The organism is Microcoleus sp. Z1_A1, assembly GCF_036700305.1.
Taxonomy (GTDB): domain Bacteria; phylum Cyanobacteriota; class Cyanobacteriia; order Cyanobacteriales; family Microcoleaceae; genus Microcoleus.
In genome coordinates, this window is the sequence record NZ_JAUBOR010000040.1 from 35,365 (window position 1) to 45,452 (window position 10,088).

A 10,088-nucleotide genomic window follows, 5' to 3' on the forward strand; every position below is an offset into this window, starting at 1 on the left:
TATGCAATAATTATTGACGTTTCAACTCCCCCAAAATTATTGTAAATAATTATTGCTTTTTCAGGAACCAAAAAGGAAAAGATTGCGTCGGTTCGAGACGGACTCCGGTGATGCTGTTCTGAGCAAAGGTATAGTCCTTATCCTGCCAAAGAGGGATGAAAGGTACATCTTGACCTAGTATGTCTTGAATTTCCGCAAACAGAGCTTTGCGGGTTTCAGGATTTGCTTCTTTTCGTTGCTTGTCGATCAGTTCATTGACCCGATCGTTATAATAGAACGAACCCTGACCTTGGCTAGCACCCTTTTCACAGCCCCCAGCCGCCGAACCCGTCGCACAATCTAAAAACGGCTGAATGTAATTATCGGCATCGAAAAAGTCGGCGTACCAATCCACTAAAACCGCAGGATAAATTCCCTTCTCTATGTTTTGAAACAAAGTCGGAGATTCAACGCTGTTAATTTCTACCTGCATTATCCCGTCCATTTTGAGTTTAGTTTGCGCCTCGATCAGACTCGCGACTAAAGCTCGTTTTGTGGAAGCTGAAGGATACCAAAGTTGCAGAACAAAAGGATTGGTGGCTGAGTATCCAGCTTTCGTTAAAAGTTCCTTAGCCTTTGTCGTGTTGGCATCTCCGTACAGTTCTTTAAAAACCGGTTTTTGAACGTCGAAGGTTGTAGGGATCAGACTGTAAAGCGGTTGTGCTTGTCCGCGCAGTACGCGCTCATTAATCAGGGGGCGATCCATCGCTGCTGCGATCGCCTGTCTCACTTCTAACTTATCCAACGGTTTAGACTTAGTATTCAGCGTCATGTAACTAACCGTACTGCTTTCCCCCGCAATTTCCTGCCATTTCCCTTGTTTTGCTCCCTCGCCCAAGCTTTGAACTTGGTCTGCATCCAGAGACAAATAAGCCACATCAACTGCACCAGTCCGAAAACTATTGAACAAATTTGACGAACTAGAAAGCAGCAAAAGGTCAATTCCTTGATTAACTGGTTTTTCGCCCCAATACTTGTCAAACACATCAAACTTGAGAGAATCGCTGCCGTAAGTTGCCAACTTGTAGCGTCCCGTTCCCACAAACGTATCGGGTTTAAATTTACCCTCCCCAATCTCGTAAGCTTTTGGAGAAACTGCACAACTACCAGCGAATGTCAAGAGAGAAGGAAAAGCAGCAAAAGGCTTTTTGAGTTGAAAAGTTAATTCGTATTCGCCCGTCGCTTTCACAGATTCTACGGCATCGCTCAACAAGAAAGCCGGACGACCGCCATTTTTGATAAACCGCTGCAAGGAGAACTCCATTGCTGCGGCATTAAACGGTGTGTCATCGTGAAAAATAACTCCTTGACGCAAGGGGATGGTATATGTCAATCCGTCTTGGCTAACTTTTGGCATTGCTGTGGCTAAATGGGGGATTAACTCAGTAGTCCCCGACTTGTAAGTATAGAGAGTGTCGCCCAAATTTTGCAGCAGTTGCCCTGAGATAATTTCGTAAGCGTCCGCAGGGTCGATCGTCCGCAATTTCAAGGTTGTGCCAATAGTAACGCGGTTATTAGCATTTTCGCCGGTCGCAGTGACCGATGGACGTGTTCTTTGTCCACAACTTGCAGTTAACAAGCAGCACAGAAAGAACAGAGCTATCGCTTTAATCACTGAAGGTTTTATATGTATTCTAGGCTGCTGCTTGTTAATTCCCATCGTCTTTTTTTGACACTCCAAATTATTGATTATATTATCAGGACTTACGCACTATTAGACTAGAAACCGGATTTATTGATAGATTCTCCTGTAATATCACGTCCGAGCGATTGACCATAATATCCCGGCCGGGCGGGTTTTTGAGATTGTCAATTATTGGCAGATATGGTTGTTGAACCCGCCCCTACCTCATTTCGGGCGAAGCGAAGCGGAGGGAATCGACCGGACAGAAGATAATACAAATATCGCTCCCTAACCACAGCAACTTAAAAGCTTGGTGATATTCGATCGGTTTGAGATCCTTGGGCTCAATCTCGATCGCTTGCTGGGCCATCAGTGTTCTTGCTAAGAAGTGCGACGATCGTCTTAATTAATTCATCCGGTTCGATCGGCTTTGCCAGATGTCGGTGAAATCCAGCTTGCAAAGCTTGCTGTTGATTAAACTCACCCGCATAAGCAGTCAGGGCGATCGCGGGAATCAGCCCACCCCGTTCTGGCGGCAGAGCTCGCACTTGTCGCAACAGCATATAGCCATCCATTCCCGGCATACCAATGTCGCTCAACAGGACATCTGGCTGGAAATTAGTCAACGCTGTGAGGACTTCTTGAGGGACAGCAAGAGTCAGTACCTCTGCACCTGCATCTTCTAGCAAAAACGAAATCAACTCTCGCATATCCGGCTCATCATCAACCACAACTATCCGCATCCCCGATAACGGTTCATCCGCAGTCGATCGTTCCGAAAGTCTTGCAAGAGAGTTTTCTTGTCTTACCTTCGGTGATAGGGGCAGTCTTACGGTAAAGGTAGCTCCTAACCCTTCACCGGCGCTATCTGCCCCAACCGTGCCACCGTGCAGTTCGACTAAATGCCGCACGATCGCCAGCCCCAATCCCAAGCCACCAAACTTGCGGGTTGTAGCGCCATCTTTTTGGCGGAAGTAGTCAAACACGTAGGGTAAAAACTCCGGTGCAATGCCAACCCCTGTATCCGCCACCGTAATTTGAGCGCGATCGCCCACACGAGTTAAGCGCACCTCAACGCGCCCCCCGGCCGAGGTGAATTTGACCGCATTGGAAACAAGATTCCAGACTATTTGCTGCAAACGGCCCGAATCTCCCAAAATTTGTCCGATCTGAGGATCTAACACAGTCCGAATGTCAATGGATTTGGCAACAGCAGCCAAATTGACAGTTTCGATCGCCGATTCCACAGTTAAAGCTAAATCAACTGGACGAATATTCAGACTGAGCTTACCTTGGAGAATTTTCGAGACATCAAGCAAATCTTCAATCAATTCAGTTTGCAGCTTGGCATTCCGTTCGATCGTCGCTAACGCCTGGGCGGTTTTCGCCGCATCCAGCTTGCCAGTTTGCAGCAGCTTTGACCAGCCCAAAATAGGATTGAGGGGCGATCGCAATTCATGGGATAGTACCGCTAAAAACTCATCCTTGATCCGATTTGCCTGTCTTAGCTGTTCCGCTTGCTGCTGCAGTGAATCGTTCAGATTTGCCCGTTCCAGAGCGATCGCGATTTGGTCACAGATAGATCCCAGCAGCTCGATTTCAGCAGGCGTGAAGTGCGTCCGAGTCAGACTGGCAAAGGAGAGCGTTCCTAATAACCGTCCTTGAGCGATTAACGGTTGACCCACGTAAGCCGTGATGCCCAGTTCATAGAGGGCTTTACCATTCGGATGAGTGGAAAGTTCGGCTTGATTCAAGACAAGTTGCTGCTGGGTTTGGGCAACCAATCCACAGAGATATTGCCCTACTTCGATCCAGGCGATCGCCTGCGCCCTTTCTTCAGAGATGCCATCATAGTTTCTCAAATGCAGCATCGGGCGGTTGTCTTTTTCTTCCACCATGAAGTTGTAGTAACAATCCAGATCGAGTAGCACTGCCAGTTTGCGGAATAGCGTGTCCATCAAAGCCAGAGGCTGTTCTGTCTTCATCAGATCGCGGGTAGTTTCATACAGCAATTGCAGGCGCTCACTTGCTTGCCGTTGTGCAGTCTTGTCCTGCATGATTTTGACAAATCCCTGCGGACAATCCGCTTCATTAAGCAGGGGCATCATCAATCCACTGGCCCAAAAGTGATTCCCATCTTTGCGGACGTGCCAGCGTTCGTCTTCGACCCGTCCTTGCAGTAGAGCCATTTGCCTCTGGTACTCGGCTTGTCCTTGTTCGTTATCTGCTGGTGTGAAAATCATCCGACTGGAGCAACCAATTGCTTCTGTCTCGGTATAGCCCAACAACCTTTCTGCCCCTGAGTTCCAACTGGCAATGATGCCGTTAAGGTCGAGGGTGAAGATGGCATAATCTTTGGCGCTTTCAAAGATCAGACGGAGGCGGGATTCATTCTCGCGCAGGGCTTCCTCAGCTTGTTTGTGGTCTTCAATATCAACACAGGAGCCGATGTAGCCCAAGAACTCACCTTCCAATCCGTAGCGAGGAACAGCTTCATCCATAATCCAACGGTATATGCCATCACAGCGTTTCAAGCGATAGTCCATCTTGAACGGTTGACGGGCATCAAAGGCAGTCACATAGGTGTCTAAACACCGCTCAAAGTCGTCGGGGTGGACTCCTTCTGTCCAACCATTGCCCCTTTCTTGCTCGATCGTCCGTCCCGTAAAGTTTAGCCACGGGACGTTGAAGTAATAACAGAGTTTATCTGTGCCCGACATCCAAATCAGCACAGGGGCGGCATCTGCCATCAGTCGGAACCTTGCCTCACTCTCCCGTAGTGTGGCTTCGGCTTGTTTGCGATCGGTGATATCGTTGACGAATGCTACAAACCCTTCAATTTTTCCCTGGCTATTGAAGCGGGGAACATAGGTGGCATTGATATAACGGGTTCCACCATCTTTGTAGGGAATTTGGCTTTCAAAGGTCACTTCCTGTCCTGCCAAGACTTGCTCAACATAACGACGAATCCCTTCATAGCCAGTTTCGCCTAAAACCTCTTGAAGGTGCTTGCCATAGATTTGCGCTGCCGAATGTCCAAACCATTCTTCATATGCTCGATTGTTGAAGCGATAACGCTGGTCTGAGTCTACAAAGGAAATCAAGGCAGGCACGGCATTGGTGACTAAACGAAGTTCTGCTTCTCGTTGTTGCAATACCTCCTCGGCCAGTTTTCGATCGGTGACATTTCGGAAATAAATGGTAATCCCGTTGGCTGCAGGGTAGGTGCGAACGTCATACCACCGATCGTGATCGGGATAAAAAGCCGTGACTGACAAAGCCACGCGCTCGTTTGCCACGCGCCGATAAACCTGCTCAAACTCGCTGCCATTAAGTCCGGGGAATTCTTCCCACACATTTTTCCCAATCAGATCGCTGGCAGTCCGGTCTAGCAGAATTTCCGCTGACCGATTCACATAAGTGAAACACCAATTCTCATCAAGGGAAAAGAATCCATCATCAATACTCTCTAGAATGTTGCGACTCTGCTCTTCGCTTTGACGCAAAGCTTCTTCTGCTTGTTTACGATCGCTGATGTCGATTAATACGCCCCGCGTCGAAATTATCATGCCCTCAGCGTTATAGGCGCAATCGCCCTTTGCCAAAATCCAACGAACGGTGCCATCTGCCCACAGCGTCCGATACTCAATTTCAGTATGCGGTTGATTCGCTTTGAGCTCATTGAGTACGGTGTGAACGAATGGACGATCGTCGTGATGCACCGCTTCTAAAAACACCTTCATGGAAATTCCCCGATCCACGGGTAAACCAAACATCCCTTTGGCTATGTCCGTCAAACTCAGGGTGTCAGTTTCCCTATCCCAATACCACAAACCCAAATTGCCGCCTTCGGAAGCCAGTCTGAGCTGTTCTTCGCTCTCGCGCAACGCCTGGAACGATCGATCGCGCTCGAAGACGATGCTGGCAACTTGGGTGCCGAACTCCGCGAGTTTATGTTCCCAATCCGTCGGCATCCGCGCCTCGCTAAAGCAAAGCATCAGCGACCCCATAGGTAGATTGTCCTGCCTGAACACGGGCTGAGAATGACACGCTAGAATGCCATGAGCCACGCATAAATTTCGCCATGCTTGCGACCAGCGATCGTCCTTGGCAATGTCGGCGCAGGTCACGGGCTGACCGCTATACACTGCTTCGCCGCACGTTCCAATGCACAAATCGTTAATCGGAGCATTTTGGAGTCCTTCAGCAAAAGACGGTGGAAAGTCTGGAGTAATCGATCTGTTAAAAGTCAGCCCCTGAGCATCCGCTAGCATGAAGCCCGCGCGGGTACCCGGATTCAGCCTGGATACTGAGTCACACACGGCTGCCAGACAGTCGTCTAGTGGCTGTCCGAAGGCGATCGACTCCAGCAGTCGTTTCTGCTCGATTAGGAGGAGTTCCGCCTGTTTGCGATCGGTAATGTCAGCAAGCAAAACGGTCAGTCCACTGGGCGAAGGGTAAATTCGATGGTCATGCCAACCTTTCAAAGGTGAGTACAGATAATCAAACTGGAGTGGCGTTTGTTCCCGCATTGCCCGATGAAACTGCACGTAAGCATCGGTGTCAACGGCTGCGGGAAATAGCTCCCAAACGTTCTCACCCAGAATCGCTGACTGCGGCATTCCAATCATTTCACAGTAGCGATCGTTGGCATAGGTGTAGCGCCAATCGCGATCGAGGATGTAAAACCCATCGTTGATGCTAGAAAGTACCGTTTCTAGCTGTTCTTTTGTCTCCCTCGCCGCAGCTTGTGCGACTTGGCCCCGAACCTGGGCTTTTTGTTCTAGGAACCTTGCCTCCTGTAAATTTTGCAAGGCTGCTTTCGCATTTTTTAGAGCATTGCGCCACGATAAACTGAGTGAAGCGCTCAATCCTGCGGCGATCGAAAACATACCCAGCCGAACAATTGTCTCTACATTAACTATCTTTAAGGAATAGAACGGCTCAATAAAAAAATAGTTGATTGCCAGCGTGGATAAAATTGTTGCCAGAAACCCAGCCCCGAAACTGCCATACCACGCACTCACCATCACCGCGATGAAAAACAGGGGCGTCGTGGTTGGGTAGAGCCACGGTAAAAGCGATCGGGTTAGCGCCAGTGCCAAAGCCACGGAGAGGGTGGCCACACCATAGGGAAGTAGTCGAATATCTCTGAAAATGCTGTTGATTTCCTCTACACTCACCCTTTGTACTCCTTATCCGAAAAATATCTTGCTCGCAGCGCCTTACTGCATTCGCCAAGCGTTGCATCTGGGGAATTACCTAACTCATCCAGCAATATCTAAATTTGCTTGAGTGCCAAGCGAGAAGGCTTAGCCTGTCCATTTTCCCAACGATTAATCGTGGGAAAGGTCATCCGTTCTGAAAAACTTACCCATAGCTACCCAAATCTTGACATAGCTGAACATGAGTGCTTGTGGTGTTAACTTCCTGTTTCACAGTAGCGACAACATGACTGCTGTCGGGTTTGTCTACTCCGCAGGCTGACGGGAGTGGAACTCACCGCCAATTCTGAACGTTCTGGAATAAATATTCCTTCAAACCAACGTTCTATATTTTTCGACGCATTCAAGTCACGGTCTTGAATATTTCCACAACTGGGACATTCAAAGGCTCGGACTCTTAATGGCATTTTATGCCGATGATTACAGCAATTTGAACAGATTTGACTGCTAGGAAAGAATCGATCTATGAGCGTCAATTTTGAGTTAAAATTTTCGGTTTTATATTCAAGTTGACGCTTGAATTCGTACATGGCGCAGTCGGCGATTGCACCAGCTAACTTGTGGTTCTTCAAAAATGCCTTAACATTCAAATCTTCAATCTTCACTTCACCGTGGTTTTTGGCGAGGTAAGTTGTTAGCTTATGAATAGCATCTTTTCGGATGTTTGACACTTTTAGGTGCAGCTTGGCTAGTTTAGCGATTGCCTTTTTGCGGTTGTTAGACCCTTTGACTCGCGCACAGACACGCCGTTGCAGACGTTTCATTTTACGGTTCATCCGACGATAGGCTTTAGGGTTGGCAAAGACTTCGCCGTTAGAACAAACAGCTAGCTGCTTGATGCCGATATCAACTCCGACAGTAGGACGGTCACGTAGAGTTGCGGGCTGCTCAATTTCGTATTTAAAAGCAATGAACCATCTGTCAGCTTTTCGACTGATTACGCAGTTGTGAACTGCCGTAATTGGTAATGGTTCGTGCAGCCTAACCCAGCCAATCTTAGGTAACTTGACACGCTTGCCGTCGTTATTAATTCCTGGCTTTGCTTTGGTTCCTTGTTCTAGGTAGAAGGAGTCCCCCGATACACCTTTCTTTTTGAATCTAGGTTGTTTAGATACCTTTTTGAAGCATCTATCCCAAGCTATTCTCAATTCAGTTAGAGCCTGTTGTGGGCTGGCTTTGGAAGATTCGTAATACCAGGGATGCTCATGTTTGACTTCTGCCACTAAACGCTTGTGTAGATCAATTGCAGAAGGGATCTTAATAGTTTTATCCGTCTTCCTGAGTGTCAATGTTTCAAGGATGATTGAATTTGCCCAGTTGTAAGCGTGTCTTGCTACTCCGCAATGCTGCCGAAATCTAGTCACCTGTTTGTTATTAGGTTTTAATTCCGTCTTGAAACTAAGTAACATTTGCTTTTACCTCATTTCTGCCTTACTCTTATTGTATGCGGAATTAATACGGAACAAGAAAATGCCTAGAAAAAAGATTTACAGCGAGCCTAAGCGTAAGGTCAACCTCAGCCTAACCGAGACTGCTACTAAGTGGCTAGAGGAAAAATGAGTTCAGCGGGAGCATCTCACCTTTGCAGCCCAGCTATAAATTGGAGTTTTGAGGCAGGAGGCAGGAGGCAGGAGGCAGAAGGAAAGAGGAAGAAGGAAGGAGCCAGAAGAAGTATTTTTACAAATATGAGATGCTCCCAGTTCAGCTTACCGCAAGCAGTCTTAGTGACGTTATCGAGAGACTTGCTTTCTTAGTTACCCAACAATTCCATCAATGGGTAACTTTGTCCAAGAATCACGTTACAGCTTTAAACCCTAATTCATCCGCCAACTTTTTCTGAGACAGCTTCAGCCCTTGCCACCGTTCTGGCACCAAATTACCGATCGCTGGTTTTGCCGCCCTCAGCCGTTCTATTTTGAGAAGCCTCAGAAGTAACAGGTATAAAGCTATTTATATTTTACCAAAGAACTGGGTCTAAAGCCCCGTCCTTCGCTTGACGGCTTTTCCTCTTTAAGTGTATCAATCCAGTCCTCTACAAGCTGGGTCATTTTTTTTTCTTTCTGTTTGGCAATTCTCCGTAACTTTTTTAACCGACTCACGGCAATGCGAATACTTAATCTTTCTTTAATCATTTTGCTACCCAATCGCTACCCGTTATGAGATCATGGTTAGCATGAAAACATTGAAGTTTAAGCTATATCAAAGCAAGCGAAATAGACATCTCAAGCGAAGTATCAATGCTGCCGGGGTGATCTACAACCATTGCATTGCACTCCATAAACGGTACTACCGGATGTGGGGCAAGCATTTGAATTGCAGCAAGCTTCAAAGTCATATTGCTAAAATCAGAAAGCGTAAAGCGTTCTGGCAGCAGGTTGGATCTCAGGCTGTACAGGATATCTGCCAGCGAATCGAGAAAGCCTACCAACTGTTTTTTAAGCATCACCAGAAAGGAGTTAGACCTCCCGGTTTCAAGAAAGTTCGCAAATACAAATCGTTCACTCTCAAGCAAGCTGGCTATAAATTTTTAGGTGGTAATCTAATTAAAATTGGGAATCGCGTTTATCAGTATTGGAATTCCAGAGAGATAGCGGGGAAGGTCAAAACCTTAACCATTAAGCGCACTCCATTGGGAGAGTTATTCATGGTTGTGGTCGTTGACAGCGTTGAACAACCTGAAACCAAAGTCGAGACGAGTAGAATCGCTGGCGCAAGATTTCGGCTTGAAAACGTTTCTCACCTGCTCAGATGGAACGAAAATCGAATCACCACAATTCCTGAAACAATCCCTCGGCGCTATTAAGAAAGCGAATCGTCAACATTCCAAAAAACGGAAAGGCTCAGCTAACCGGGAAAGAGCAAGACTCAATCTAGTTCGCAAGCACTCCTGACGTAGTAAATCGTCGCTCTGATTGGTTCTGGAAATTGGCTCACGAATTAACTGATAAGTTTGACGTGCTGTGTTTTGAAACGTTGAATCTAAAAGGAATGCAACGGCTTTGGGGACGTAAAATCTCAGACCTTGCATTTGGCGATTTCCTCCAAATTCTCAAATGGGTTGCCAAAAAGAAAGGAAAACAATTAGTTTTTATCGACCGCTGGTATCCATCTAGTAAAACTTGTGTGCGATTCGTTCAGTCGAAACCGTGAAAACGGGGGATAACTGGCTTCTATGGGGTAATCCTTAAAAGGATTGAGTT

Annotated in this window: 6 protein-coding genes; 2 read left to right on the forward strand and 4 right to left on the reverse strand. The window is 47.1% G+C overall.

Annotated features, from left to right (window positions below; genetic code table 11):
• Positions 1–49: 49 nt before the first annotated feature.
• The 4 genes from QT973_RS21640 to QT973_RS21655 all read right to left on the reverse strand — a co-directional run bounded on the left by QT973_RS21640 (position 50) and on the right by QT973_RS21655 (position 9,334).
• Positions 50–1,699 carry an ABC transporter substrate-binding protein gene (locus tag QT973_RS21640; RefSeq protein ID WP_333054005.1) on the reverse strand — a complete coding sequence of 550 codons (1,650 nt, stop codon included), beginning with the start codon at positions 1,697–1,699 and terminating at the stop codon, positions 50–52.
• Between the two features lie 308 nt (positions 1,700–2,007).
• Positions 2,008–6,846 (reverse strand): PAS domain S-box protein, encoded by a 4,839-nt coding sequence (locus tag QT973_RS21645; protein ID WP_333392141.1) that lies wholly within the window; start codon positions 6,844–6,846, stop codon positions 2,008–2,010.
• A gap of 239 nt (positions 6,847–7,085) precedes the next feature.
• Entirely contained in the window at positions 7,086–8,297 is a 1,212-nt protein-coding gene (locus tag QT973_RS21650) for an RNA-guided endonuclease TnpB family protein (protein ID WP_333209427.1), read from the reverse strand.
• Positions 8,298–9,082: 785 nt separating this feature from the next.
• Positions 9,083–9,334 (reverse strand): hypothetical protein, encoded by a 252-nt coding sequence (locus tag QT973_RS21655; RefSeq protein ID WP_333231955.1) that lies wholly within the window; start codon positions 9,332–9,334, stop codon positions 9,083–9,085.
• Between the two features lie 277 nt (positions 9,335–9,611).
• On the opposite strand from QT973_RS21655, the gene QT973_RS21660 reads away from it, so the two are divergent.
• A complete protein-coding gene (locus tag QT973_RS21660) occupies positions 9,612–9,779 on the forward strand; it encodes a transposase (RefSeq protein ID WP_333054091.1) in 168 nt (55 codons plus the stop codon).
• 64 nt (positions 9,780–9,843) lie between these two features.
• The gene (locus tag QT973_RS21665) at positions 9,844–10,038 is read left to right on the forward strand and encodes a zinc ribbon domain-containing protein (protein WP_333392144.1); all 195 of its coding nucleotides are present in this window, start codon (positions 9,844–9,846) and stop codon (positions 10,036–10,038) included.
• Positions 10,039–10,088: the final 50 nt, after the last annotated feature.

Excerpts from the sequence above, each read along its gene's own strand:
- QT973_RS21640 (WP_333054005.1), bottom strand. The coding sequence starts at position 1,699 with ATGGGAATTAACAAGCAGCAGCCTAGAATACATATAAAACCTTCAGTG.
- QT973_RS21650 (WP_333209427.1), bottom strand. The coding sequence starts at position 8,297 with ATGTTACTTAGTTTCAAGACGGAATTAAAACCTAATAACAAACAGGTG.